General features: G+C 69.8%; 25 protein-coding genes and 1 pseudogene. 16 read left to right on the plus strand and 10 right to left on the minus strand.

Features of this window, described 5'->3' with window-relative positions; all coding sequences use genetic code 11:
• Positions 1 to 32: 32 nt before the first annotated feature.
• Positions 33 to 1634, plus strand: coding sequence for a malate synthase A (gene aceB, locus VIL76_RS12250; RefSeq protein ID WP_332045316.1), 1602 nt, complete (start codon positions 33 to 35; stop codon positions 1632 to 1634).
• 65 nt (positions 1635 to 1699) lie between these two features.
• Positions 1700 to 2329 (plus strand): YidB family protein, encoded by a 630-nt coding sequence (locus VIL76_RS12255; protein WP_332045317.1) that lies wholly within the window; start codon positions 1700 to 1702, stop codon positions 2327 to 2329.
• 69 nt (positions 2330 to 2398) lie between these two features.
• Here VIL76_RS12255 and VIL76_RS12260 read toward each other — a convergent pair whose 3' ends face one another.
• From VIL76_RS12260 to VIL76_RS12275, 4 genes are all read right to left on the minus strand, one after another.
• Entirely contained in the window at positions 2399 to 2761 is a 363-nt protein-coding gene (locus tag VIL76_RS12260) for a YdbL family protein (RefSeq protein ID WP_332045318.1), read from the minus strand.
• Between the two features lie 15 nt (positions 2762 to 2776).
• Positions 2777 to 2971, minus strand: coding sequence for a YnbE family lipoprotein (locus VIL76_RS12265; protein ID WP_332045319.1), 195 nt, complete (start codon positions 2969 to 2971; stop codon positions 2777 to 2779).
• A 38-nt stretch (positions 2972 to 3009) separates the two neighbouring features.
• Positions 3010 to 5946: an intermembrane phospholipid transport protein YdbH family protein gene (locus tag VIL76_RS12270; protein WP_332045320.1), complete on the minus strand. Its 2937-nt coding sequence runs from the start codon at positions 5944 to 5946 to the stop codon at positions 3010 to 3012.
• 280 nt (positions 5947 to 6226) lie between these two features.
• The gene (locus VIL76_RS12275) at positions 6227 to 7015 is read right to left on the minus strand and encodes an SDR family oxidoreductase (RefSeq protein WP_332045321.1); all 789 of its coding nucleotides are present in this window, start codon (positions 7013 to 7015) and stop codon (positions 6227 to 6229) included.
• A 127-nt stretch (positions 7016 to 7142) separates the two neighbouring features.
• Here VIL76_RS12275 and VIL76_RS12280 point away from each other — a divergent pair, with 127 nt between their 5' ends.
• The gene (locus VIL76_RS12280; RefSeq protein ID WP_332045322.1) at positions 7143 to 9221 is read left to right on the plus strand and encodes a 3-hydroxyacyl-CoA dehydrogenase NAD-binding domain-containing protein; all 2079 of its coding nucleotides are present in this window, start codon (positions 7143 to 7145) and stop codon (positions 9219 to 9221) included.
• 20 nt (positions 9222 to 9241) lie between these two features.
• Positions 9242 to 10447: an acetyl-CoA C-acyltransferase gene (locus VIL76_RS12285; protein ID WP_332045323.1), complete on the plus strand. Its 1206-nt coding sequence runs from the start codon at positions 9242 to 9244 to the stop codon at positions 10445 to 10447.
• Between the two features lie 76 nt (positions 10448 to 10523).
• Here the strand turns inward: VIL76_RS12285 and VIL76_RS12290 are convergent, their stop codons facing one another.
• Positions 10524 to 10766, minus strand: coding sequence for a hypothetical protein (locus tag VIL76_RS12290; protein WP_332045324.1), 243 nt, complete (start codon positions 10764 to 10766; stop codon positions 10524 to 10526).
• A gap of 169 nt (positions 10767 to 10935) precedes the next feature.
• On the opposite strand from VIL76_RS12290, the gene ligD reads away from it, so the two are divergent.
• Positions 10936 to 11916: a non-homologous end-joining DNA ligase gene (gene ligD, locus VIL76_RS12295; RefSeq protein WP_332045325.1), complete on the plus strand. Its 981-nt coding sequence runs from the start codon at positions 10936 to 10938 to the stop codon at positions 11914 to 11916.
• A 14-nt stretch (positions 11917 to 11930) separates the two neighbouring features.
• On the opposite strand, the gene VIL76_RS12300 is transcribed toward ligD, so the two are convergent.
• Entirely contained in the window at positions 11931 to 12470 is a 540-nt protein-coding gene (locus VIL76_RS12300; protein ID WP_332045326.1) for a hypothetical protein, read from the minus strand.
• Positions 12471 to 12729: 259 nt separating this feature from the next.
• Complete coding sequence (locus tag VIL76_RS12305) at positions 12730 to 13611, minus strand: hypothetical protein (protein ID WP_332045327.1); 882 nt, start codon at positions 13609 to 13611, stop codon at positions 12730 to 12732.
• 185 nt (positions 13612 to 13796) lie between these two features.
• On the opposite strand from VIL76_RS12305, the gene VIL76_RS12310 reads away from it, so the two are divergent.
• Positions 13797 to 14372, plus strand: a complete 576-nt coding sequence (locus tag VIL76_RS12310; RefSeq protein WP_332045328.1) for a hypothetical protein — start codon at positions 13797 to 13799, stop codon at positions 14370 to 14372.
• 144 nt (positions 14373 to 14516) lie between these two features.
• On the opposite strand, the gene VIL76_RS12315 is transcribed toward VIL76_RS12310, so the two are convergent.
• The 3 genes from VIL76_RS12315 to VIL76_RS12325 all read right to left on the minus strand — a co-directional run bounded on the left by VIL76_RS12315 (position 14517) and on the right by VIL76_RS12325 (position 16511).
• A complete protein-coding gene (locus VIL76_RS12315) occupies positions 14517 to 14786 on the minus strand; it encodes a hypothetical protein (protein WP_332045329.1) in 270 nt (89 codons plus the stop codon).
• Positions 14787 to 15456: 670 nt separating this feature from the next.
• Positions 15457 to 16095 carry a hypothetical protein gene (locus VIL76_RS12320; RefSeq protein WP_332045330.1) on the minus strand — a complete coding sequence of 213 codons (639 nt, stop codon included), beginning with the start codon at positions 16093 to 16095 and terminating at the stop codon, positions 15457 to 15459.
• Positions 16092 to 16511 carry a RusA family crossover junction endodeoxyribonuclease gene (locus VIL76_RS12325; protein WP_332045331.1) on the minus strand — a complete coding sequence of 140 codons (420 nt, stop codon included), beginning with the start codon at positions 16509 to 16511 and terminating at the stop codon, positions 16092 to 16094. Before VIL76_RS12325 ends, VIL76_RS12320 begins: the two co-directional genes overlap by 4 nt.
• A 262-nt stretch (positions 16512 to 16773) precedes the next feature.
• Here VIL76_RS12325 and rplU point away from each other — a divergent pair.
• The 10 genes and pseudogenes from rplU to VIL76_RS12375 form a co-directional block, all read left to right on the plus strand.
• A pseudogene (gene rplU / locus VIL76_RS12330) lies at positions 16774 to 17286 on the plus strand (50S ribosomal protein L21); the annotation flags it as partial.
• 274 nt (positions 17287 to 17560) lie between these two features.
• Positions 17561 to 17833: a 50S ribosomal protein L27 gene (rpmA, locus tag VIL76_RS12335; RefSeq protein WP_332045332.1), complete on the plus strand. Its 273-nt coding sequence runs from the start codon at positions 17561 to 17563 to the stop codon at positions 17831 to 17833.
• Positions 17834 to 17987: 154 nt separating this feature from the next.
• Positions 17988 to 18509: a GNAT family N-acetyltransferase gene (locus VIL76_RS12340; RefSeq protein WP_332045333.1), complete on the plus strand. Its 522-nt coding sequence runs from the start codon at positions 17988 to 17990 to the stop codon at positions 18507 to 18509.
• Between the two features lie 61 nt (positions 18510 to 18570).
• Positions 18571 to 19146 (plus strand): biotin transporter BioY, encoded by a 576-nt coding sequence (locus VIL76_RS12345; RefSeq protein WP_332045334.1) that lies wholly within the window; start codon positions 18571 to 18573, stop codon positions 19144 to 19146.
• Positions 19143 to 20192 carry a GTPase ObgE gene (gene obgE, locus VIL76_RS12350; protein WP_332045335.1) on the plus strand — a complete coding sequence of 350 codons (1050 nt, stop codon included), beginning with the start codon at positions 19143 to 19145 and terminating at the stop codon, positions 20190 to 20192. The genes VIL76_RS12345 and obgE overlap by 4 nt, the downstream gene beginning before the upstream one ends.
• On the plus strand, positions 20192 to 21313 hold the full coding sequence (proB, locus tag VIL76_RS12355) for a glutamate 5-kinase (protein ID WP_332045336.1): 1122 nt from the start codon (positions 20192 to 20194) through the stop codon (positions 21311 to 21313). The genes obgE and proB overlap by 1 nt, the downstream gene beginning before the upstream one ends.
• 12 nt (positions 21314 to 21325) lie before the next feature.
• Positions 21326 to 22591, plus strand: coding sequence for a glutamate-5-semialdehyde dehydrogenase (locus tag VIL76_RS12360; RefSeq protein ID WP_332045337.1), 1266 nt, complete (start codon positions 21326 to 21328; stop codon positions 22589 to 22591).
• Positions 22557 to 23219: a nicotinate-nucleotide adenylyltransferase gene (locus tag VIL76_RS12365; RefSeq protein ID WP_332045338.1), complete on the plus strand. Its 663-nt coding sequence runs from the start codon at positions 22557 to 22559 to the stop codon at positions 23217 to 23219. Before VIL76_RS12360 ends, VIL76_RS12365 begins: the two co-directional genes overlap by 35 nt.
• A gap of 130 nt (positions 23220 to 23349) precedes the next feature.
• Entirely contained in the window at positions 23350 to 23769 is a 420-nt protein-coding gene (gene rsfS / locus VIL76_RS12370) for a ribosome silencing factor (protein WP_332046494.1), read from the plus strand.
• Positions 23770 to 23990: 221 nt separating this feature from the next.
• Positions 23991 to 25043: an aspartate-semialdehyde dehydrogenase gene (locus VIL76_RS12375; protein ID WP_332045339.1), complete on the plus strand. Its 1053-nt coding sequence runs from the start codon at positions 23991 to 23993 to the stop codon at positions 25041 to 25043.
• The last annotated feature ends 1 nt before the right edge of the window (position 25044 follow it).

Raw genomic sequence — 25044 nt, forward strand, 5'->3', positions numbered from 1 at the left:
CAGAGTTTCCCGCCCGAGTCCGGAGCGCGCCCATGTCCGTCGACCTCGCCACCCGTCCCGCGGTCCAGATCACCCAGGAGCTCGGCGGCCGCGCCGCGGAGATCCTGACGCCCGAAGCCCTGGAATTCCTGGCCGAGCTGCACCGCCGCTTCAACGACCGCCGCCTCGAGCTCCTGGCGCTGCGAGAAGAGCGCCAGACCCGCTTCGACGCCGGCTCCGCCCCCGACTTCCTGGCCGAGACCGCCAAGGTCCGCGCCGGCGACTGGACGGTCGCCCCGATCCCCGCGGACCTGCAGGACCGCCGCGTGGAGATCACCGGGCCGGTGGACCGCAAGATGATCATCAACGCCCTGAACTCCGGCGCGAAGGTGTTCATGGCCGACTTCGAGGACGCCTCCTCGCCGGTCTGGGCCAACATGATCGAGGGCCAGCTCAACCTGAAGGACCGCTGGGCCGGCAAGCTCGGCTTCACGGACGCGACCACCGGCAAGAGCTATGCGCTCAAGGACCAGGTCGCGACCCTGATCGTCCGCCCGCGCGGCTGGCACCTGCCGGAGGCCCACGCCCTCGTCGACGGCGAGGAGATGAGCGGCTCGCTCTTCGACTTCGGCCTGTACTTCTTCCACAACGCCAAGGCGACGCTGGCCGCCGGCACGGGCCCCTACTTCTACCTGCCGAAGATGGAGAGCCACCTGGAGGCGCGCCTCTGGAACGAGGTCTTCGTCTACGCCCAGCAAGCGCTCGGCGTGCCCAACGGGACCATCAAGGCCACCGTCCTCATCGAGACCCTGCCGGCCGCCTTCGAGATGGACGAGATCCTCTACGAGCTGCGCGACCACATGGCGGGCCTCAACTGCGGCCGCTGGGACTACATCTTCTCCTTCATCAAGCGCCTGAAGACCCACCCCGAGGCGTTGACGCCCGACCGCGGCGTCATGGGCATGGGCTCGGCCTTCCTATCCGCCTACTCCTTGAAGCTGATCCAGACCTGCCACCGCCGCGGGGCCTTCGCCATGGGCGGCATGGCGGCCCAGATCCCGGTCAAGGGCGACCCGGCCGCCAACGAGGCCGCCTTCGCCAAGGTCCGCGCCGACAAGGAGCGCGAGGCCGGCAACGGCCACGACGGCACCTGGGTCGCCCACCCGGACCTCGTCCCCGTGGCCATGGAGGTGTTCGACCGCCTGATGCCGGCGCCCAACCAGCTCGGCAAGCTGCGCGAGGACGTCACCGTCACCCGCGAGGACCTGCTGCGCGTCCACGAGGGCGAGCGCACCGAGCACGGCCTGCGCGAGAACATCCGCGTCGGCGTCCAGTACATCGAGGCCTGGCTCAGGGGTAAGGGCGCCGTGCCGCTCTACAACCTCATGGAGGACGCCGCGACCGCCGAGATCAGCCGCGCCCAGATCTGGCAGTGGATCCGCCACAAGGCGACCCTGTCCGACGGCCGCGAGGTCACGCCCGAGCTGTTCCGCCAGCTGCTGGACGAGGAGATGCAGGCCCTGAAGGCCACCCTGCCCGCCGAAGCCTTCGAGCGCGGCCGGTTTGCCGAAGCGGTGAAGATCTTCACCGACATGAGCCTCTCCGAGACCTTCGAGGAGTTCCTGACGCTGCCGGCCTACCGCGCGCTCGACTAGGCTTCGCTAGAACCATCGGTCTCACCTGCGGGTTGGCGCGCCGACCCCGGACAAGAGGTGAGATCATGGGACTTCTCGACAGCATCATCGGCGGCGCCATGCGAGGCGGCATGGGCGGCATGGGAGGCGGCGGCTTCGGCGGCGGCCTGGGCGGCGGCATGTTCGGGGGCGGCATGCGCCACGGGCGCGGCGGCGGCATGGGCCAGACGCTCGCGGCGGGCGTACTGCTGGCCCTCCTCGTGAAGGCGGCCCGCAGCCATACCCGGCCGCAGGAGGACCGCAGCTTCGACACCGGCGGTCAGGGCCGCGCCGCCTCCACGCAAGCGGGCGGCATGGGCGGCGGCCTCGGGAGCATCCTCGGCGGCGGTGGCGGCCTGGGGTCGATCCTCGGCGGCCTGGGCGGCGCCGGCGCGCTCGGTGGCCTGATCGGCCAGATGCAGCGCAAGGGCTATGGCCAGCAGGTGAATTCCTGGGTGTCCACGGAGCCAAACCAGACGCTCGCGCCCGCGGAGCTGGAAGACGCGCTCGGCGAAGACACCATCCACGAGCTCGAGCAGCAGACCGGCCTGCCCCGCCAGCAGTTGCTCGCCGACCTCTCGCGCGAACTGCCGGAGGCGGTGAACGAAATCACCCCGTCCGGACAGCTGCCGGACGACGACGAACTCGAGCGCATGGCCGCCCAGCCGCCGCGCTGATCCCACCCGGCGTCATCCGGTTACGCCGCGAGGCGACGACCGGGGATGACACAAGCTAGGCGCTGCCGTCTACTTCCGCTGCCAGCCGCCGCCGGCGGGCTTGTAGAACTCGCCGGGCCTCAGCTTGGTCTGCACGACCTGGACATAGGCCGCCGCGCCCGCGGCTTCGGGGCTGACGCCCGTGCGCGCCGCGGCCTCGCGGTAGACCTGCGCCCGGCCGGCGTTGATCTCGGCCACGGCGGAGCGGATCGCCGGATCGGCGGCGTCGGTGACGAAGCCCAGGAAGCCGTCGGCCTGCTCGCCGACGACGCCGGCCGCCTTGGCGCGGTCGACGGTGGCCTTGGCGGCTGCGGACTGGGCGATCGCCGCGGAGGGGAGAACAAGCGCTGCCATAACGGCCGCGCCGATCCCGATGAAATCACGTCCCTGCATTTTTCTGACCCCTCCTTAGAAGAGGTTCGGGTTCTTCTGGATCAAGGCCTTGACCTCCTCGTCCAGACGCAAGCGGACGTCGGCGTCCAGCTTGGCGTAGATGGTGATCGGCTTCACGTCGACCGTGACGGTCGGCGAACAGGCGGCGAGCCCGGCCGTGGTGAGTGCTAGGGCCCCCAAGGCCGCCAGCGATCGGCGTCGCGCGATCATGCGGTCGTCTCCATCTTCCCGGGACCCTTTTTGGCGACTCATGGCTGAACGGCGCCTGAACTGCGCAGCCGTTGGTACTCCGCGTAATCGCGCAGCAGCTCGTCGAGATTCAAGCTCGTATCGAGCGTCAGGTCCACCCCCACCCCGGACGGCAGGGGCAGCTTGCGGTTCATGAAGTCGCGCCGGATCAGCTCCATGATCGACAGCTTGATCTCCTGGTGCTGCGGCGGATCGTGGCGGCCGACGATGTGGAACAGCACGCCCAGGCGGTCGTTGTCGCGGCTCTCGATGGTCGCGTCGAGCTTGTCGAAGGCCAGGTTCTCCATGGCCTGGTAGGCGAAGTCGGTGAAGGTGTCCGTGGTGGCCTCCGGCGTCGGCGCGCCGGCCGGCGTCTCCACGGCGCCCTCGGCGGCCACCGACGTCAGCGCCGCGCGATGGATGGAGATCCGGCCGGGCTGGATGGCCCGCAGGCTGCCGCCGCGCACCCGGACCTGCTGGCCGGTCACCTCGAACGGCACCCGGCCGGAGACCTTGGCGTCCAGCTCCATGCGGTCGCCGAACGGCGATGCCTCGACGATGTCGTGCAGCTGCACGCCCTCGAACACCGCCACCCCCTTGGTGGGCTGCTTCGGGTCCAGCGGCACTTCCAGGCTCTCCACCAGGACCCGGCCGCCGCCGACCGCCGCCTCGCCGCCGGAGATGCGTAGCACCTCGTCCTGCAGGGCGAAGGTGGCGGTGACGTTGGTGAGCGGCAGGGCGGCGTCGACCGCCTCGGCGCGCAGCTGCTGGCCGGGCGCGGCGATCAGCGGGGCGAGGCTGGTGAAGGCGACCTGGCCGGACAGGCCCGTCACTCGGCCGGCGGGGCTCGCGAAATCCAGCCGCGGGATGTCGACCACGCCCGAGCTCGTCACCTCGCCGACGATCCAGCGGAAGCCGCCGCGGAAGCGGGCGGAGCCGGTCACCGGCGGCCCCAGCGCCTCGGCCAGCGGGGAGAGCTGCCGCGGCTGCAGACCGCCGTCGGCGAACGTCAGGGCCCCGGTGTCGATGTCCACCCCGCCGGAGCCCACCAGGCCCAGGTGCTCCAGCCGCGCGGTGGCCACCGGCGCGCCGGCCGGCGTACGGAACGCCAGGTCCGCTGTCCAGCGCTCGCGCGCCAGCAGGGCGCGGCCGGCCATCCGCACGGGATAGAACCGGGTCTTCGGGGCGGCGTCCGCCACCAGGGCGTCCGAGACGGCCGCGGTCAGGTGCAGGCGGCCGGAGGCCTGGCCGAGCACGATCCGGCCGCTGCCCTCGGTGACCCTGGCCTGCAGGAACGGGACCGCGCCCGCCGCGCCCTGGGCGCGCCCGGCCAGGGTCCAGCGGCCCTTGCCCAGCTCCAGCATCGGGCGGCCGTCGGGGCACAGCCGGCCGGACGGGCCCTCGACGTCATTCTCGCCGAGCTCCAGCTTCGCGGCGCTGAACACCGTGCAGCGGTCGGCAGTGAACTTCACCCCGTCGCCGATCCGCACCGTGCCGGCCACGTCGAAGACGCCGCGCTCCACCGGCCCGATCGACAACCCCGCCTTCGCTCGCCCGCCCACCGTCGCGCCGCCGGACTGCAGGGCGAACCGGGTGACGTAGGCGTCGACCTGCGGCAGGCCGCCGCCGGCCATGGTCAGCCGATAGTCGTCGTCGCGCGGCGCGAGCCGGACCAGGCCGCCGGCGTCCGGCCGCAGAGAGATCGGCTGCAGGATGGCCAGCCGCATTGGCCCGCGGTCGTAGCTCAGCGCCACCCCGGGCGCCTGGAAGGCGAAGCTGCGCACGCCGCGCTTCACGGCGACGATCTCGCGGGAGTCGCCGGCGACGGGGGCGCCCAGGCCGCTCCATCCGCCGTGGCCGTTGGCGCCCCCGGAGAGAGAGACGGACGCGCCGTCGCCGTCCACCGTCAGCGGGCCCGAGAAGGCGGCGCGCACCCGCTGCAGCCTCAGGTCCTGCGCCGCCACCGCATCGGCCGTTCCGTTGAACTTGAGCCGGGCGGAGACGGCGTCGCCGCCGCGCCGCGTCCAGCTCACCTCGGTGGCGCTCGCCGCCACGCGGAGGCCCTCTGCGCTCGCGGGGCCGAAGTCGCCGGACGAGGCGCGCAGGTCGGCGCTCGCCCGGCCCTTGACGGCCAGGGTGTCGATCCAGCCCGTGGTGCGCCCGTCGAAAGCCGCCGAGATCTGCGCCGAGCCGAGCCGCTGGCCCCCGACCGAGACCTGCTCCCCGGTGAGGTTGGCCCGCAGCACGACGGGACCTTCGCCCCGCTTCTTCTCCAGGTCGGGATAGGGACCGGTGAACGCCACGCGCAGCCGCCCGTTGCGCACTGCGGCGGCCGGCGTGGTGGCGGCGCGGATCGGCGCGTCAAGGGTGGCGTCCAGCCGGTTCGAGCGGCTGACCACGCGCAGTCGCGCCGCCCCCACGCCCGCATCGATCCCCGCGTCCTGGACCTGGATGCGCGTGGGCGCCGAGGCCGCGGACAGCGTCACGAGCCGCCCGTCCTCCAACACCGCGTCCGCCGAGACCCGCAAGGCCCCGTAGTCCGTCGCCAGCAGCAGCAGCCCGTCCTCGATCTCGATCCGCGGCTTCCTCGCGTCCGGCTGCGGCGGCCGGCGCCGGAACTCATCGATCAGCGGATCGAGGACGCCGGCGCTGAGCTTGCCGCCCCGGAAGCTCGCCTTCAGGACCGGCTTGACCAGCTTGACCGAGCGGACCTCCACACGCAGGCCGCGCAGGGCGTAGGTCACCTCCGCGCGCTCGGCCGTAAGGTCCGGGTTGTTCGGGTCGCCGACCCGCAGCCGGCCGGTGAAGCCCGTCAGCCCGAAGGCCTGCACCTCCGCCTCCGAAGCGATGCCGCGGCTCTCCAGCCAGCCGGTCAGCGCCTCGCGGGCGATGATCTTGCGCGAGGCGTAGAGCGCCACCGCGATCACCAGCAGGACCACGCCCACGATCGCCAGCACCAGGCCGGCTCTTCGGGCGGTCGTCTTGGGAGGCGCGTCGGGCAAGGGGCGGTCAGGTTCGCGTCAGGTCACCACGCTCATAGCGCAGTCAGCCGCAATCCGTGCCCCCCAACCGCGTGGCGCGCGAGCTGACACAAATCGTGAACAGCCGCCCTGGGGCGTCCGGCACACCATGCGATACACTCAAGAGACGATCTTTGACAAAGCGAATCAAAGACTTAGATGGCCTCGATAGATGTCGCGCTGAGTCGTGCAAATAGGCCTGACACGGGATGTGACATCAGCCGCTGATCGCCTCCCGCGGGAGCGTGGCCAGCGCCACGCCGCCGTCCACCGGGATCGTCGCGCCGACCACATAGTCCCCGGCCCGGCTGGCCAGGTAGATGGCGGCGGCCGCCATGTCCTCGTCGTGGCCGATGCGGCCCAGCGGCACGCGCTTGGCGACCTCGTCCCCGTGGTCGCGGGCCGCGCGGTTCATCTGGCTGGCGAATGGCCCCGGCGCGATGGCGGTGACCACGATGCGGTCCTTCACCAGCTGCGCCGCGAGCCGCCGCGTCAGGTAGATCAGGGCCGACTTGGAGGCATGGTACGAATAGGTCTCCAGCGGGTTCAGCGCGATCCCGTCGATCGAGGCGATGTTGATCACCTTCGACGGCTTGTCGTCGCTGGCTGCGGCCTTGAGCGCCCCGTGCAGCGCCTGGGTCAGGAAGAAGGGCGACTTCAGGTTCAGGTCCATGACCTTGTCCCAGCCGCTCTCCGGGAACTCGTCGAAGTCCGCCCCCCAGGCGGCGCCGGCGTTGTTCACTAAGATGTCCAGCTTCGGCTCGACGGCGGTGATCCGCGCCGCCAGCGACTTCACCCCCTCTACCGTTGAGATGTCCTGGGGCATGGAGATGCAGTTGGGGCCGAGCTCCTCGGCGGTGGCGTCGCAGTCGGCGCCCTTGCGCGAGGAGATGTAGACCTTCGCGCCCACGTCGACGAAGCCCCTGGCGATCATCTTGCCGATGCCGCGCGAGCCGCCGGTGACCAGCGCCACGCGCCCCTCCAGCGAAAACAGATTAAGCGCCATCCCCGTCCTCCTCCTCGTGGTGAAGCGGCTTCATAGCAGGCGCGACAGGCCGTCGCACATTTGACTCGCGCGCCTGCGGCCGGCTCGCTAACAAGCGTTTGAATTCTTCACTCGAGGGGACGCTTCGATGCCCGAGATCAATCCGGTGACCACGCTGACGCAAGATGGCGACGTGGCGGTGATCACGCTCAACTCGCCTCCGGTGAACGCGCTGTCGGCCAAGGTCCGCGAGGGGCTGGCGGAAGGCTTCAAGCAGGCGATCGCTTCGCCGGCCAAGGCCATTGTCCTGATCTGCGACGGCCGCACCTTCATCGCCGGCGCGGACATCACCGAGTTCGGCGGCCAGATGTCGGGCCCGTCCCTGCAGGAGGTGCAGGACATCATCGAGGGCGCGCCCAAGCCCGTCGTCGCCGCGATCCACGGCACGGCGCTGGGCGGCGGCCTGGAAGTCGCGCTCTGCGCCCACTACCGCGTCGCCGTGCCCTCGGCGAAGGTCGGCCTGCCGGAGGTCAACATCGGCCTGCTGCCGGGCGCCGGCGGCACCCAGCGCCTGCCCCGCATCGTCGGCGTCGAGAAGGCCCTGGAGATGGTCACCTCCGGCCAGCACGTGCCCGCCAAAGCCGCGGCCGAGATGGGCCTCGTCGACGAGATCGTCCCCGAAGGCCAGCTGCGCCAGGGCGCCCTCGACTTCGCCAATCGTGCGGTCGCCGAAGGCAAGCCGCTGGTGAAGGTGCGCGACAACAACGCCAAGCTCGAAGAGGCGAAGGGCAAGCCCGAGATCTTCGCCAACTTCCGCAAGGCCAATGCGCGCAAGATGCGCGGCTTCAACGCCCCGGAGAACAACATCAAGGCCGTCGAGGCCGCGGTGAACGCCAGCTCGTTCGACGAGGGCCTGAAGGAAGAGCGCCGGCTGTTCGGCGAGCTCATGATGGGCCCGCAGTCGGCCGCCCAGCGCTACTACTTCTTCGCCGAGCGCCAGGCCCAGAAGATCCCCGACGTGCCCGACGACACCCCCAGCCGCGCCATCAACAAGGTGGGCATCCTGGGCGCCGGCACCATGGGCGGCGGCATCGCCATGAACTTCGCCAACGTCGGCATCCCGGTGACGATCGTCGAGCTGAAGCAGGACGCGCTCGACCGCGGCTTGGCCACCATCCGCAAGAACTACGAGCGCTCCCGCGGCGCCGACCCCGCCGTGACCGAGAAGCGCATGGGCCTGCTCACCGGCGCGCTGGAGCAGGAGGCGCTGGCCGACTGCGACCTCGTCATCGAGGCGGTCTTCGAGCGGATGGACATCAAGAAGGACGTCTTCACCAACCTCGACCGCATCTGCAAGCCGGGCGCGATCCTGGCCACCAACACCAGCTACCTGAACGTCGACGAGATCGCCTCGGTCACCAGCCGGCCGCAGGACGTCATCGGCCTGCACTTCTTCTCGCCCGCCAACGTCATGAAGCTCCTGGAAGTAATCCGCGGCGAGAAGACCGCCAAGGACGTCATCTCCACCTCGATGAAGCTCGCCAAGCAGATCGGCAAGGTGGCCGTCCTGGCCGGCGTCTGCCCCGGCTTCATCGGCAACCGCATGCTCAGCCAGCGCCAGCGCGAGGCCCAGAAGCTGGTCATGGAAGGCGCCATGCCCTGGGACATCGACCGCGTGCTCTACGACTTCGGCTTCCCGATGGGTCCCTTCGCCATGAGCGACCTGGCTGGCCTCGACATCGGCTGGGTGAAGGAGAACTCCAAGGGCGAGACCATCCGCGACGTGCTCTGCGAGATGGACCGCCGCGGCCAGAAGACCGGCGCGGGCTACTACGACTACGACGAGAACCGCACCGCCAAGCCGAGCCCCGTCACCGAGCAGATCATCAACGACTTCATCACTAAGTCGGGCCGTAACCCGCGCAAGATCGACGACCAGGAGATCCTGGAGCGCTGCATCTATCCGATGATCAACGAGGGCGCGAAGATCCTCGAGGAAGGCAAGGCCATCCGCTCCAGCGACATCGACGTGGTCTGGGTCAACGGCTACGGCTGGCCCGTCTACCGCGGCGGCCCGATGTACTACGGCGACCAGGTCGGCGTGCAGAACGTGCTGGCCAAGATGCAGGAGTTCCAGGGCCAGCACGGCGACGACTTCAAGCCGCCGGCCCTCCTCGAGAAGCTGGCCGCCGACGGCCAGAAGTTCTCCGATTTCAAGCAAGCCTGAGTTTCAAGGAATCCACCCTCATGCGTGAAGCCGTCATCGTCGCCGCCAAGCGGACCCCCATCGGCAAGGCCTACCGCGGCGCGTTCAACAACACCTATGGCGCGACCCTCGGCGCCCAGGCCATCAAGGCCGTCGTCGACCAGGCCGGCGTCGATCCCGGCGAGATCGACGACGTGGCCATGGGCTCGGCCCTGCAGCAGGGCACCACGGGCAACAACATCGCCCGCCAGGCCGCCCTGCGCGCCGGCCTGCCCAACACCGTCTCGGGCATGACCATCGACCGCCAATGCTCCTCGGGCCTGATGGGCGTGGCCACCGCCGCCAAGTACATCATCAACGACGGAGCCCCGATCGCCATCGGCGCCGGCATCGAGTCCATCAGCCTCGTGCAGAACGACAAGATGAACCGCTTCATGGCCGGCGACCCGTGGCTGCGCGACCACGTGCCCGAGCTCGCCACCTCGATGATCGAGACCGCCGAGATCGTCGCCGAGCGCTACGGCGTCTCCCGCGAGGCGCAGGACGAGTACGCCCTGCAGTCCCAGCAGCGCACCGCCCAGGCGCAGTCGGAAGGCCGGTTCAACAACGAGATCGTCTCCGTCACCACGGTCATGAAGGTTCTGGTCAACAAGGAGACGGGCGAGACGGCCGACAAGGAGATCACCATCTCCGCCGACGAGGGCAACCGGCCGCAGACCACCCTGGAAGACCTCAAGAAGCTGAACCCGGTCTTCAAGGGCGGCCGCTACGTCCCCGAGGGCAAGTTCATCACCGCCGGCAACGCCAGCCAGCTCTCCGACGGCGCCGCCGCGGTCCTGCTCATGGAGCGCAAGGAAGCCGAGAAGCGCGGCCTCGAAGCGCTCGGCGCCTACCGCGGCATGGCGGTCGCCGGCTGCGGGCCGGAGGAGATGGGCATCGGCCCGGTCTTCGCGATCCCGAAGCTGCTCGAGCGCAACGGCCTGACCATCGACGACATCGACATCTGGGAGCTCAACGAGGCCTTCGCGAGCCAGGTGCTCTACTGCCGCGACAAGCTCGGCATCCCCAACGAGAAGCTGAACGTCTCCGGCGGCTCGATCTCCATCGGCCACCCCTACGGGATGACCGGCGCCCGCTGCACCGCCCACCTGCTCTACGAGGGCAAGCGCCGCGGCGCGAAGTACGGCGTCGTCACCATGTGCGTCGGCGGCGGCATGGGCGCCGCAGGACTTTTCGAAATCTTCTGATTTCAAAACGGTCCGGCCGCGAAGCCCATCACCAACAGTCAGCCGAAATCGCTCATCGCGATTTCGGCGCGCGCGGTCAGTGCGCCGCGGCGAAGTGGCGGGTCAGGCGGTCGACGTCGTAGCCGTGCTCGTGCATGGCCGCGCACAGGTCCTCGTGGGTAAGGCAGAACTCCTCCACGATGGCCTGGGCCTGCCGGAAGGCGCGGTTCTTCTTGGCGTCGTGGCCCATGCTGTCGCGGTAGTCGTTGATGTCGATCTGCTCGACGAGGTTGCGCAGGGCGGCGGCGAGCTTCTGCTCGTGCTCCCGGTGGATGTCCAAGACGGCCTCCTTTTGAGCGGTCGGATTGGTGAGTCCAGGCCGCGGCGGCCGGTTCCGGACGGGGCCGAAATGATGCCTTCCGCGTGTAGCGGACCCGGGTTTTCTACCTGGAGACGCGGACTTGCGGCCGTTCCGGAACCGCCGGCCCGCCAGCCGACTCCAGGGCTCGATGCCCGCCCCTCGCCTGCCGCCTTCGAAGCGCCAGTATGTGGCCCAGCCCGTGCCCGGCTTCGTGGAGTTCCAGCACCCGAAGCTGGTCGCCGAGCCGCCGGCCGGCGCGGCCTGGCTGCACGAGCTGAAGCTCGACGGCTACCGCATCCAGGTGCGGGTGGCGCGCGGGCGGGCCACGGTGTTCACCCGCCGCGGCCACGACTGGACGACGAAGCTGCCCGAGCTCGCCGAGGACGCCGCGGAGCTGCCGGACTGCATCCTCGACGGCGAGCTGTGCTTCCTGGACGCCAATGGCAAGCCCACCTTCTCCGGCCTGCGCGCCGCCATCGGCCGCGGCCAGACCGCGGGGCTGGTCTACTTCGCCTTCGACCTTCTGTGGCGCGGCCAGGACGACCTGCGCACCTTCGCGCTCAAGGACCGCAAGGCGGCCCTGGCCCGCCTGCTGGAGGCCGCGCCGGGGCCCAGGATCCGGCTGGTCGAGGCCCTGCCGCAGAACGGGCCCGCGCTGCTGGCCGCCGCCTGCCGGCTCGGGCTGGAGGGCATCGTCTCGAAACGCCGCGACGCCCGCTACCAGCCCGGCCGCACCGACGCCTGGGTGAAGGCCAAGTGCCGCCCAGGCCAGGAGGTGGTGATCGGCGGCTGGCGGCAGGAGAAGGGCCGCGCCTTCAAGGCCCTGATGGTCGGCGTCTACGACGGCGACGACTTCCGCTACGTCGGCACGGTGAAGGCGGGCTTCGCCGGCCACCCGGGCCTGGTGCAGCGGCTGGAGGCCGTGGAGGCCGACCGCTCCCCCTTCACCGCCGGCGACAAGCCCGCCCGCACCGCCGAGACCCGCTGGGCCCGGCCCGAGCTGGTGGCGAACGTCGAGTTCGCCGAGTGGACGGGCTCGGGCAAGCTGCGGCAGGCGACGTTCCTGGGCCTGCGCGACGACAAGGACCCGCGGGAGGTTCGGCGCGAAGAGGCGGGGGACGTCCTGTAGGCCGGCGCCCCAGCCTATCCGGCGCCCTTGGGCTCCGAGCCGGGCAAACGATTGGCGGTGAACCATTCCCGCCAGTTCCACGAGGTGCTCACGCCGCCGAGCCCGTCCCACGCAAAGTCCGCGTCGTCGGTGTGGATGAGGGTGATCAGCCGTTGCCCCTGGATCGCCTGGGACCACGAGCCGCGGGCGAGCGCGCCCACGAAGCCACGCGACCAATCCGGCTCCAGTTCGACGATCGTGTGGAAGGCCGAGAGGCAGATCGCCCGGTCCCCGGGCCAGTCGTCGGGCCAGCTGTAGAGCAGGTCGTCGAGCTGATTGAGATTGCCCTCCCATGAGGCCCAGGCGCCGAAGACGTCCCGCCAGCCGACCCCGGCGCTGAAGTCCTCGCACAGCTTAGACATCGAGCGGCAGGAGACCTCCACCAGCTTGTAGCCCAGGGCCGCGAGCTCGGCCTTGGCGGCGTCGAAGATCGCCGGCCGCCAGTAGAGCGCCACGCCGCCGTCGCGCATTAGCGGCCAGTCGGCGCGGGCGCGATCCTCCTCCGTGACGAACACGGCCCCTCCCGCCAAGCGCCCTTCAGGGCGCATTCCGGCATTCATCTCACGGTGGATGCGAGCCTGCCGGCCCGAGCAAGTCAAGGACGGGCCGCAGGCCCGCCGCGGCGCGGTCGCGCATGCGCGCGATCCTTGAGTTGCTCAGGCCGGCAGGCAGACTGGCTGCCATGAGATCAATGGCTGAACAGGTTCGGGAGCGAACCTGGGCCGAACGGCAGGCGGCGGGCGCGAAGAGACCTCCCGCCCGCCGTCGCTGCCGCTAGCGCGGCTGCTGGCCGCCGACGATCCCGAACAGCAGGTCGAACAGGTTGGGCGTCGGCGCGGTCGTGGCCCGCAGGTTCGCCTCCATCCGGTCGAGGCGGCGGTTGAGCTCAGCACGCTCGGCCGGCGTGATCCCGTTGGCGCGGTACTGCCGCTCCAGCCGGGCCGTGGCGCGGAACTCGGCGCGCAGGTTGGCCGCTGCGCTCGGGCTCAGCCGGCGGTCGCGGACCGCCTGGTCCAGCTGCTGGTCGAAGGCCGCTTGGCGGGCGTCGAGCCGGCTCCAGCGGCGGTCGTCGTCCTGCCGCTCCACCCGCAGTCGGCGCTCGAGCAGGTCGAGCCGCCGGTCCAGGTACTCGCGCTCGACGGGGCTCAGGCCCCGGCCGCTGGCGCGGTAGTCGGCCTCGATGCGCTCCAGGGCGTCCAACTCGTTCCGCAGCTCGGCGGCCTCGTACCGGGTCAGGGTGCGATTGCGGACACCGGCCTCGATGCGGGCTTCGATGTCGCGTTCCCGCTGGTTGATGTTGCCGCCCACGCGCTCGCCGTCGCCGCGGTCGCGGTCGTAGCGGTCGCCGCGATCCTGGCCGTCGCGGCGCTCCACCCGGATGCGCTGGGACAGCATGTCGAAGCGGCGGTCGAGGTCGTCCCGCTCGGCGGCGGAGAGGCCGTCACGGCGGTAGCGCGACTCCAGGCGGAGGAGGTCGTTGAACTCGGCGCGCAGTTGCGCCGCCTCGGTGGACGTCAGCTGGCCGGAGCGGATGCCGGCGTCGATGCGCTGGTCGAGGCTGACCTGGCGCTCGCCGATGGACTGGGCAGAGGCGACCGCAGGCGCGGCCAGGGTAAGGGCGGTGGCGGCCAGCAGCGCCAGCATGGGATGTCTCATGGCCATTTTCCTTCTTCGTTCAGCGGGACAGGGGCCGCATCGGAAGCATCACGGCGCAGCTTCAACGCGCCGCGGACGGAAAAGGTTGTGTCAAAAGAGGGGAGCGGGCGGGGGCGCGGCCGTCGCGCCCAATTCGACCCACCTTTTCTTCGTCGGTTCTTCGGCCTGCGTGAGACGCTGGTCCCATGCCCCGCGCCCGACCGCCCCGCCCCTTCGACCCGAAGCTCGCCGCCCACATCGTCTTCCGCATCTACGGCGGCGAGCTCCTGCGCGACCTCTGGCGCGACCCTGCCCTGCCGGGCCGCTTCACGCTGAAGCGCTGGCGCCGCGAAGTCCCGGAGTTCAGCCGCGCGGTCCGCGCCGCCGTCAACGCCGCGCGCAGCGGGCGCTATTTCGAGAAAAGCCCCTACGACCACGAAGCCCTGAAGGCCGAGGTCTGCGCCCGGCTTAGCGCCGGCGAGCCGCTGCGCCGGATCATGCAGGAAGACCACATGCCCGCCATGTGGACCCTGCGGCGCCTGCTCGAATTGGACGAGGACTTCCAGTGGGACCTCGCCGTCGCCCGCGAGCGCGCGCTGGACAGCCGCGGCGAGGTCCTGCTGCCCGACCTCTTCGACTGGTCCGTCCCGCCGACCCGCTTCCGGATCGACGGCAAGCTCGACTTCCGCCTCATGCCGAAACGCTACGGCGTCGACCTCCTGCTGGCGGAGCGGAAGAGACGGCGGCTGCTTGAAGGGGCGCGGGGGAGGGCGGGCCGGTAAAGCCTCTCCTTGGGACGCATTCGGCGATTCATCTCACGGTGATGCGCGCCTGCCGTGAGATCAATGCTTGGGTGGGTTCGGAGCCGAACTTCATAATTGGCTTGGCAGACCTCAGGCACATCTCCTGACCGCCACGTCGAGCAGCTATCCATTGCGGGGAACGACCGAAGCGTTAGAGTATTCAAAAGTCGTTTTACCTGTTTTAGCGTCATGAAAACCTGTGGTGAAGGCCGCAGTACCTGACGGAAATTTTACCAGCACACGGGGTGCTGCAACGGTACGTGTGATCATGTGATAGCGGTATTGCGGACCAGCGATTTCCAAGTCAGGAGCGCGAAAGGCTGAGTCCAGCACCGCTCGAATCGGCAATTCCGCCCCACCGCCTCCATCACCTGCAACCTCAGTCGTGGCCAACCTCGTCTCGACGCCGCCAGCCAAGCATTCGAATCTTGCCCGAGGAGAAGCAATATTTCGCGCAATCGTTGATCTAGTCCCGCCTGTATCGCGGTAACGGCGGCCTTGATGTGGGCGAGCAGGCGCGAAACGTAGCTTTGGTCCTCGACACCATCCCAACCAAACGCACACGCCATCACCCCCACCACTGCGGTAGCTCTCTCGTCAGTTTCGGTTTCGAATGCCGCCGACTGGATTCCGAATTGCGGCTGATAAGCTTCGCGATCTGAATGCGCAAAGAACCGATGTCGAAGCGCCAGCAGGTGATCATGAAGCTGCAGGTCGAACCCCGGCGACCGTCTAAGCTCCCTCGTAGGATAAGTTGGCTGGGAAGCGGCACGGGAATGTACGAACGGCCTAGCGTAAGACACAACCGCGGACTGGTAGAGACTGGTCACCACGGTGGGCGGAAGATCGTCGCTCCAGAGCTCGACCGCACTTTTTGGCAAACGCCTCGGCCATGCCTAGGTCTGATAGCGCGCGAGCGTCGAGGAGCGCACGGCTGCGTAACCGGCGCGCGCGCTGATGGATTGCCACCGGGCTCTTGGTAGCCATTTCAGGATTGCCTCAGCAGCAGCCCGAAAGCGTACACTTCTGAGACTTCCTCATCCGGCGGGCGTCTAGAAGTGAGCTAGCGGCCCTTAATTTGCGTGAGAAGAGCGCCAGCAATTTTTTCGACCTCTTCTATGTCAGCGGGGGTCGGATGAACCGAAAGATCACCGTGGATTAGCTTATTTCGGACGTCGGCGGCAGCGCGCAATAAATGAGCTTCTGACGGGGCAATATAGCCCGCGCCTGCCAGCAACTCGACCACTCGTCCGGGTGTTTGGGGGCGAACCGCGCGCTGCGGCTCAAGGCGGCGGGCGAGAGCTTCTAACCCGGCCCAGGCCATTAAGAGAGCCGCCCGCGGCTCGTTGACTGCCAAGTGCCGCACGGTAACGAGCAAACGGCTGATGTCGTCAGCGTCGGCGGGCGCAACACCGCGCTCTTCCTCTCCAGAATACAATACCTCTAGTTGCCAATCCGTTCGATCGCCAATCAGCGCCTTAAGCCGGCGGACCTTCTCTTCGGCGTGTGGCGCTCCCTTCCGGATCACCTCGATGAGAAGTTTTGGCTCTCGTCCCACAGCTATCGCGTCAGGTTGAAACCGACCTAGGAACTCGGGAATCACATCCGCACCTGGGTGGCGAATTACGCGGTAGCCCTCCGCTTCCCAGCGCGGCTCATATTGATCAAGCGCGGCCCTTTCAGATTCTTCAGCGCTGATCATTGAACTAGATCCTCGAGCGGCGCTTCGTAGATGCGAACATGAAGCACCGGTGCATCGGTGGCCATGGCTTCAACGAGCTTCCGGCTTGGGTCTCTGAAACTGAAAGGCGATGCAGGGTCGAAGCGTTGCACTAGGACTCTGTCAATCAAGCAGTCATCAGTGTAAACGTTTGGAATCAAAGCATCGACGGTGAGCTTCACGATGTTATCGACGTCGCCCGGCATAGCGTCCTGGGGGAAATAGTAGAGCGTCACCGCTAAACGTTCTTCCATAAAGCACCAGCTACCTGGCTGAATTGCCGCCAATGCAGCCTCGAGGACTTTCGCCTTCCACTCCGCTTTGGATTTAGGGTTATCGCTTTGGAAGCTTACAGGCGTCCCTAGCACGTTGAATTCGATAGGGAGATCTGGCCACAAGCGTCACCCGTTCCGCGAAATCTTTGCGCAACCGCGAGTCCCCCGCGGCACCACAGTCCATCGAGCTTGGCTCGATGACGGTGTAAGCTTGGAAACGTCTGACGCAAGCATGCTGACTCGCCTATTTGTAGGGCAGTTGGTTCGCCCCCCCTCGGCGTTGACTCTCCGCCTCTCGGCTGTATAACGCCAGCCCTCTCGCCCGCGGGCCTCTCGCGGGCGCATTCCGTTTTGCACACACTCTAGTTTTCGAAGGCGCGCGAAGATGTACGCGGTGATCAAGACCGGCGGCAAGCAGTACCGGGTCCAGGCCGGCGACCTGCTGGTGGTCGAGAAGCTCGACGGCCAGCCGGGCGACAAGGTGGCCTTCGGCGAGGTCCTGATGCTGGGCGACGGCGACGCCGTGACCCTGGGCGGCCCGACCGTGGCCGGCGCCAGCGTGTCGGCCACCCTGATCGAGACCCGCAAGGGCGAGAAGGTGAAGATCTTCAAGAAGATCCGCCGCCAGGGCTATCGCCGCACCCGCGGCCACCGCCAGTTCGAAAGCGTCCTGCGCGTCACCGCCATCGCCGGCGAGGGCGGCAAGGAAGCCGCCAAGTGGGACGGCGAAGTCAGCCTGACCACCAAGGCCGAGCTGAACGCCCGCTCGCGTGGCCTGACCTACACGGCCCCGGCCGCGGCGGAAGCCGCCGCCGCGGCGCCGGCTCCGGCCGCCAAGGCCGCCGCGCCGAAGAAGGCCGCGGCTCCGAAGGCCGCGAAGGCTGAAGAAGTGCTCGCCGATCCGGCCGTGGTGGAAGCCATGGCGTCGGCCGAGGTGAACGCTCCGGTGGAGACCGAAGCCAAGGCGAAGCCGGCCAAGAAGGCCGCCGCTGCGCCGGCCGCCGAGGCCGACGCGGGCGAAGCTGCTCCGGCGAAGAAGGCCAAGGCCCCCAAGGCCGAAGCCGCCGGCGACGAGGCCGCTCCGGCCAAGAAGCCTGCCGCCAAGAAGACCAAGAAGGACGAGGGCGCGGGCGAGTAAGCCCTGCAGCCCCTTTAGAGAGTAGGAGAGCAGTATGGCTCACAAGAAATCAGGCGGCTCCTCGCGCAACGGTCGCGACTCCGCCGGTCAGCGTCTCGGCGTGAAGAAGTTCGGCGGTGAGCAGGTGCTCGCCGGCAACATCCTCGTGCGTCAGCGCGGCACCAAGTTCTGGCCGGGCGCCAACGTAGGCATTGGCAAGGACCACACCCTTTTCGCCAAGGCCACCGGCGCGGTGAAATTCATCACCAAGCGCGACGACCGAACCTACGTGACGGTGGTCCCGGCCGAGGTGATGGCAGCCGAGTAAGGCGCACCCTCCAGTTTCGGGTCCGCCAGTTCCTTCAACAGGCGGACCGGAAGACGAACCTAAGCGGGGAGTCCGGTCAGCCGGGCTCCCCGCTTTCGTTTTGGGCCCCACGGCAAAGAGGGCCCGGGAGGGTGAAGAGATGTGCGCAATCGAAGTGACCCCCGTCATCAGTACGGAGCGGCTGGTGCTGCGCGGGCCGGTGCGGACCGACGCGGAGGCGATCTACCGGCTGGCCGGCGACTTCAACGTGGCCGGCATGCTCGGCCGGATGCCCCACCCGTACCGGATGGAGCACGCCGAGGCCTTCCTCGAGAGCGTGCACGCCCGCGACTGGGACCGGGAGCCGGAGTTCGCGATCGAGCACCGCAACTTCGGGCTCGTCGGGATGATCGGCTTCAAGGCCGGGACCGATGCGGCGCGGCCCGAGCTCGGGTTCTGGATCGGGCGGCCGTACTGGAACCGCGGCTACATGACCGAGGCGGTGCGCGGGGTCCTGAAGTGGACCAGGCGCGACTGGCGCAAGAACGTGGTCGAGGCCGCCCACTTCACCGACAACGCTGCGTCCGGCCAGGTGCTGTGCAAGGCGGGCTTCCTCTACACGGGCGACGTGGAGCTCAGGCCCTGCCTCGCCCGCGGCATGGACGTGCCGGCGCGCCGGATGGTGTGGCTGGCTTGAGGCCCCTGCCTCCCCCTTCGCTTCCGCGATGGGGGAGGTAAGTGCTATCGCCCCTGCTGACATGACCGACGTGCTCCCCATCGCCCGCGCTCCCATCCCGCGCCTGCTGGCCGGCCGGCCCCTGGTGCTGCGCGCGCTCGCCGTCCTGGCGTTGAGCTGGGTCATGGCGGCGGGGTCCTGGGCCGAGGTCCCGATGTTCCCGGTGCCGATGACGCTGCAGACGCTGGCGCTGTTCGCCATCGCCGGGCTGGCCGGGATGCGGATGACCTTCGAGGTGGTGCTGGTGTGGCTGGCGCAGGCGGCGCTGGGCTTGCCGGTGCTGGCGGGCGGCGCCTCCGGCCTGGAGGCGTTCGCCGGGCCGACCGGCGGCTACCTGATCGGCATGCTTGTGGCCGGGCCGCTGGCCGGCGGGCTGGCCGAGCGGCTGCCGGCGGTGCGGCTCACGGCGGTGTTCCTGGTCTGCCACCTGATCGTGCTGGCGTTCGGCTGGGCCTGGCTGGCCGGACAGGTCGGCGCTGCGGCCGCGTGGAAGGACGGGGTGTCGCCGTTCCTGATGGGGGCGCTGGTGAAGTCGGTGCTGGCGGCGGGCGTGGTGCTGCTGGCGGAAGTCGCCCTGGCGCGTAAGAGAGCGGCATGAAGTTCCTCGACCAGGTGAAGATCTACTGCCGCTCCGGCAACGGCGGGGGCGGGGCCGTGTCGTTCCGGCGCGAGAAGTACATCGAGTACGGCGGCCCGGACGGCGGCGACGGCGGCAAGGGCGGCGACGTCTGGATCGAGGCGGTCGAGGGCCTGAACACCCTGATCGACTACCGCTATTCCCAGCACTTCAAGGCCGAGACCGGCGGCCACGGCATGGGCCGCAACCGGCATGGCGCGAACGGCGCCGACGCGGTGCTGCGGGTGCCGGTGGGCACGCAGGTGCTGGACGAGGACAAGGAGACCCTGCTCCACGACCTCGACAAGGCCGGCATGCGGGTGCGGCTCCTGAAGGGCGGCAACGGCGGGTTCGGCAACGCCTACTTCAAGGGCCCGGTGAACCAGGCGCCGATGCACGCCAACCCCGGCCAGGAGGGCGAGGAGCGCTGGATCTGGCTGCGCCTGAAACTCATTGCGGATGTGGGCCTGGTGGGGCTGCCCAACGCCGGCAAGTCGACCTTCCTGGCGGCGTCGAGCGCGGCCAAGCCGAAGATCGCCGACTATCCCTTCACGACGCTGACGCCCAACCTGGGCGTGGTGGACCTGTCGGAGGGCGAGCGGTTCGTGCTGGCCGACATCCCCGGCCTGATCGAGGGCGCCAGCGAGGGCGCGGGGATTGGCACGCGGTTCCTGGGCCACGTGGAGCGCACCGCGGTGCTGGTGCACCTGGTGGACGGGACCCAGGAGGACGTGGCGGGCGCCTGGCGGACGGTCCGGACGGAGCTGGAGGCCTATGGCGAGGAGCTGGCCGACAAGCCGGAGCTGCTGGCGCTGAACAAGGTCGACGCGCTCGACGAGGAGACCCGGGAGGCCAAGCGGGCCGAGCTGGCGGAGGCCTCCGGCGAAGAGGTGCGGATCTGCTCCGGCGTCTCCGGCGAAGGCGTGACCGAGCTGCTGCGCCAGGCCTGGCGGCTGGTGCGCGTGCGCCGGGGCGAGGCGGCCGAGGAAGAGGCCGAGCCTCGGACCGACGAGGGCTGGAGCCCCTGATGGACCTGGCGGGGGCGAAGCGGATCGTGGTGAAGGTGGGGTCGGCCCTGGTGGCCGGCCAGGACGGCGCCGACCGCCACTGGCTGGCGGCCTTCGCCGGCGACCTGAAGCGGCTGGTGGCGCGCGGGCAGCAGGTGGTGATCGTCTCGTCCGGCGCGGTGGCCCTGGGGCGCCGGCGCCTCGCCCTGCCCAAGCGCCCCCTGACCCTGCCGGAGAAGCAGGCGGCCGCGGCGGCCGGGCAGTCGGCCCTGATGCGGGCCTGGGAGGAGGCGCTGGAGCCGCACGCCATGACGTGCGCCCAGATCCTGCTGACCCGCGACGACACCGAGGTCCGCCGCCGCTGGCTGAACGCGCGCGCGACCATGGAGACCCTGCTCGCGCTGGGCGTGATCCCGGTGGTCAACGAGAACGACACCGTCGTCACCGAGGAGATCCGCGTCGGCGACAACGACCGGCTGTCGGCGCGCGTCGCGCAGATGGTCGGCGCCGACGTGCTGGTGCTGCTGTCCGACGTGGACGGGCTCTACACTGCCGACCCCCGGCGCGACCCGAACGCCGAGCACGTGGGGCGCATCGCGCGCCTGACGCCGGAGATCGAGGCCATGGCGGGGGGAGCGAACGCCCAGGCCGGCGTGGGCACCGGCGGCATGGCGACCAAGCTGCAGGCGGCGCGGATCGCGTCTGCCGCCGGCTGCGTGACGGTGATCACCATGGGACATCGGCCCTCGCCCCTGTGGGCGGTGGAGCACGGCGAGAAGGCGACCGTGGTCGAGGCCTCGACCACGCCCAAGGCCGCCTACAAGGCCTGGATCGGCGGCTCGCTGTCGCCGGCCGGCGTGCTGGTGGTGGACGAGGGCGCGGCGGCGGCGGTACTGCGCGGCAAGAGCCTGCTGGCGGCCGGCGTGCGCCGGGTCGAGGGGCGCTTCGACAAGGGCGACGCGGTGGTGATCCGCGACGAGGCCGGCGCCGAGATCGCGCGCGGACTGTCGCGCTACGAGGCGGCGGACGCGGTGCGCATCTGCGGCCTGAAGAGCGAGGCCATCGAAGGGGTTCTGGGCTACACCTCGGGCCCCGTGGTGCACGCCGACGACCTCGCCGTTGCCGCCTTGGGCTCAAGCTGAGCATATGGGGTCATGGACGACGCGGGCGTGACACTGCAGGCGGAGATGGCCGCCATGGGCCGTGCGGCCCGCGAGGGCGCGGCGGCGCTGCGCCTGGCGTCGCCGGAGCAGCGGACAGCAGCGATCGCGGCGATGGCGGCGGCGGTGCGCGAGGAGGCGGCGGCGATCCTGGCGGCTAACGCCAAGGACATTGCGGCGGCCTCGGGCTTGGCGAGCCACATGGTCGACCGGCTGCTGCTGGACGAGGGCAGGCTGGAGGGGGTGGCCCAGGCGCTGGAGACGGTGGCGGCCATTCCCGATCCGGTGGGGGCGGAGACCGAGCGCTGGACGCGGCCGAACGGGCTGGACATCGCCCGCGTGCGCACCCCGATCGGGGTGATCGGCATCATCTACGAGAGCCGGCCGAACGTGACCGCCGACGCCGCGGCGCTGTGCGTGCGGGCGGGCAATGCGGCGATCCTGCGCGGCGGCTCGGAGTGCCTGGCGACCAACCTGGCGATCCACGCGGCAGTGGCGAAGGGGTTGAAGGCCGCGGGCCTTCCCGAGGCGTGCGTGCAGGTTGTGCGCACGTCGGACCGGGCTGCCGTGGGCATGATGCTCGGCGGCCTCGACGGCGCCATCGACCTGATCATCCCGCGCGGCGGCAAGAGCCTGGTGGCGCGCGTGCAGCAGGAGGCGCGCGTCGCCGTCCTCGGCCACCTGGAGGGGATCAACCACGTCTTCCTGCACGAGAGCGCCGACGTCGCGAAGGCCGTGGCGGTGGCGGTCAACGCAAAGATGCGCCGGGTGTCGGTCTGCGGGGCGGCGGAGACGCTGCTGGTGGACCGCGCGGCAGCCGAGGCGCTGCTGCCGCCGGTGGCGAAGGCGCTCGCAGTCGCCGGCTGCGAGCTGCGCGGCGACGGCGCGGCCCGAGCGATCTTCCCGATGGCTGAAGCCACCGAAGCCGACTGGTCGACCGAGTACCTGGCGCCGATCATGAGCGTGGCGGTGGTCGACGGCGTCGACGGCGCCGCCGAGCATATCGCCCGCTACGGCTCGGCGCACACCGACGCCATCGTCGCCGAGGACGCCCAGGCGGCCGAGCGGTTCGCCGTCCTCGTGGACTCGGCGATCGTGCTGATCAACGCCTCGACCCAGTACGCCGACGGCGGCGAGTTCGGCTTCGGCGCGGAGATCGGCATCGCCACGGACCGGCTGCACGCCCGCGGCCCCGTCGGCGCGGAGCAGCTCACGACCTTCAAGTATGTGGTTCGCGGGACCGGCCAGACGCGGCCCTGAGGGGGGCCGCCCCGGCGCCCTGAGGCTCGGATTCCATCTGGAGCCCGGCATGCGGGTCGGGCTGTTCGGCGGCTCGTTCAACCCCGCGCACGAGGGTCACGCCCACGTGGCCGAAACCGCCCGGCGGCGGCTGAAGCTGGACAAGGTGATCTGGCTGGTCTCGCCGCAGAACCCGCTCAAGCCGGCGAGCGAGACGGCCGACCTCGCCGAGCGGATGGAAGGCGCGCGCCGCTTTGCGCGCGGGCCGGGCATGATTGTCTCCGATGCGGAGACCCGGCTGGGAGCGCAGTACACGATCGACACCGTGCGGGCGCTGAAGGCGCGGTTTCCGAAGGTGCGGTTCGTCTGGATCATGGGCGCCGACAGCCTGGCGACCTTCCACCGCTGGCGCGGCTGGACCCAGATCATGCGGGAGATCCCGGTGGCGGTGGTGTCGCGCCCGTGGATCTCGCTGAAGAGCCGGTTCTCGCCGGCCGCCCTGCGCTTCCGCCGCTTCCGCAAGAGCGCCATCGAGGCCACCGGCCTGCCCAAGGCCAGGCCGCCCGCCTGGGCCTACCTGCGCGGGCGGTTCAACTTCCAGTCCTCCACCGCGCTGAGGGCGCGGCGCAAGCGCGCCCGAACACGTTGAAAATATTTCCTCTCCTCTCGTCCCTGAGGGGTGGCGGGAACGCAGACGGCGCTCCAAGTCTTGATATTCGGGCGCTGACCGGACCCAAATCTCGTGTTAGCGTCCAAAAGGCGAGGAAACCGAAGGAGCTATCCCGCTGAACCGTGAGACCGCGCCACGTGCGCAGAAGGCCGCCAAGGGCGCGCCTTCCCAAGATGCCCAGGGCCGTATCGCCGCTCTGGAAGATCTGATCCTGGCCCGCCTGGATGACGACAAGGCGCAGGACGTCGTTTTCATCGACCTCAAGGGCAAGAGCGCCGTGGCCGACGGACTCGTGATCGCCTCCGGTCGCTCGCACCGGCACGTGGGCGCCATGGCCGACCACCTGCTGCGCGCCCTGAAGGAGGAAGGCTACGGCAAGGCCCGCATCGAGGGCCTGCCCAGTTGCGACTGGGTGCTGATCGACACCGGGGACGTCATCGTCCACCTGTTCCGTCCCGAGGTCCGCGCGTTCTACAACATCGAGAAGATCTGGTCGGTCGAGCCCCCGGCGAACCGCGCCGCCGTCTAAGCCTGACGTTTACAGCGAAGGTCGGAGCCGCTAGACGCGGACCGATGCCGTTCGCGCGCACCATGACCATTACCCGCAAAACGACCCGCCACGTGCGGGGCGTCGCGGGGGCGTGCGCGGTCTAGAGCCGCACAAACCCGAAGAAGCCCCGCCTGATGCGCGGGGCTCTTTGATATCCGGACACCTCCACGCATCGGGCCTCACCCAGAGAGGTCTTGAAGATGCCTGTTCTCGAAGCCCCCAACCGCGCGGCCCGACCCGGCCAGCGAAGCCTGTCCGTGGCCATCGTCGGCGCCACCGGCGCGGTCGGCGGCGAGCTGATCCGCGTCCTGCAGACACGCGACCTGCCGGTCTCGAAGCTGCGGCTGCTAGCTTCCGAACGATCGGCCGGCAGGACACTCGCCTTTCGCGGCGAAGCGGTGACGGTGGAAGCCTTGGGCGAGGACAGCTTCGCCGGCGTGGAGCTGGCGCTGTTCGCGGCGGACGCGGAGACGTCGCGTCGGTATGCTCCGCTCGCCCGGGCCGCCGGCGCCCTGGTGGTGGACAACTCGTCGGCCTTCCGGATGGACCTCGACTGTCCGCTGGTGGTGCCGGAGGTGAACGCCGAGACGCTCTCGCATCACCGCGGGATCATCGCCAACCCGAACTGCACCGCCATCATCCTCTGCGTGGCAGCCGCGCCGCTGCAGCGGAAGTTCGGGCTGCGGCGGCTGCAGGTGGCGACCTACCAGGCGGCCTCCGGGGCCGGACAGCCGGCGATGGACGAGCTGGTGGCCTCCACCGAGGCCTACCTGGCCGGCAAGCCGTTCACGCCCAAGGTCCTGCCGCATCCCTACGCCTTCAACGTCTTCAGCCACAACGACGCGGTGGACCTCGCCTCCGGCTACAACGGCGAGGAGCAGAAGGTGATGGCCGAGACCCGGCGGATCCTGGGCTCGGGCCTGCTGCCCATCGGCATCACCTGCGTGCGGGTGCCGGTGCTGCGCGCCCACACCCTGGCGGTGAGCGCCGAGCTGGACGCGCCCGTGCCGCCCGCCGCCGTGCGCGAGGCGCTGGCGGAGGCGGCCGGCGTGCGCCTCGTCGATGACCGGGCGGCGAACCACTTCCCGATGCCCGTGGAGGCGCAGCACCAGGGCGACGTCCTGGTCGGCCGCATCCGGCGCGACCTGGGCGACCCGTCCTGCCGCTCGGTCGCGATGCTGCTGGCGGGCGACCAGCTCCTGAAGGGCGCCGCGCTCAACGCGGTGCAGATCGCTGAGCGCGTGCTGCTTTAGT

This window comes from Phenylobacterium sp. (genome assembly GCF_036563285.1).
Lineage (GTDB): Bacteria > Pseudomonadota > Alphaproteobacteria > Caulobacterales > Caulobacteraceae > Phenylobacterium.